Here is a 693-nt window from a genome sequence, read left to right as displayed (position 1 = left end):
GCCCCGGCCCGCGTCGATCTCGGCGGCAAGTCCGTTGATCGTCGTGCCTTCGGCGGCCGCGATGTCCCGGAAGGCACGCCAGAACACGTCTTCCAATGATACGCTGGTGCGGTGCCCCCTGAGCGTCAGGGAGCGTTTGACGGGACGGCCGTCACTCATCGTCGCGGCGGTGCCCGTCGAGCCGCCTTGCCGCCGCATCGGCCTCGGCTGCATCGCGCGCCTTCTCGGCCTTGCTGCGACCGAACTTCGCGGCATTGGCGTCGGCGCGGGCCCTGTTCTCGCCCGCGCCTTCTGCTTCCTGAACTGGTTCAGGTTCACCGGCTTCATTTCGGGCCGATCATCTCCTCGGGGCGCACCACGCGGTCGAAGGTCTCGGCATCGACGAAGCCGAGGTTGATCGCCTCCTCCTTGAGGGTGGTGCCATTCTTGTGCGCTGTCTTGGCAACCGTGGTGGCGTTGTCATAGCCGATGGTTGGCGCCAGCGCGGTGACGAGCATCAGGCTTTCGCGCATCAGCTTGTTGATCCGCTCCTCGTTGGCCTCGATGCCCGCGACGCAGTTGTCGGTGAAGGCGGTGCTGGCGTCCCCGATGAGCTGCATGGATTGCAGCACGTTGTAGGCCATCATCGGCTTGTAGACGTTGAGCTCGAAATGCCCCTGCGATCCGGCGAAGCCCACGGCGGCGTCGTTGCCC

The 693-nt window shown here is 65.9% G+C and carries 1 protein-coding gene and 2 pseudogenes; all 3 read right to left on the bottom strand.

From position 1 onward, the window contains the following. The coding region (locus MBELCI_RS18985; RefSeq protein ID WP_045320579.1) for a ribbon-helix-helix domain-containing protein at positions 1–159 on the bottom strand (159 nt) is incomplete at its 3' end. Next, positions 152–327, bottom strand: a pseudogene (locus MBELCI_RS20290) (DUF4169 family protein). The pseudogene MBELCI_RS20290 and the gene MBELCI_RS18985, both read right to left, overlap by 8 nt. Then, positions 324–693 (bottom strand): annotated as a pseudogene (locus tag MBELCI_RS18980) (class II fumarate hydratase); the annotation flags it as partial. The pseudogenes MBELCI_RS18980 and MBELCI_RS20290, both read right to left, overlap by 4 nt.

It is taken from the genome of Limimaricola cinnabarinus LL-001, from assembly GCF_000466965.1.
Taxonomy (GTDB): Bacteria; Pseudomonadota; Alphaproteobacteria; order Rhodobacterales; family Rhodobacteraceae; genus Limimaricola; species Limimaricola cinnabarinus.
This window is presented reverse-complemented; position numbering and strand designations above follow the sequence as displayed.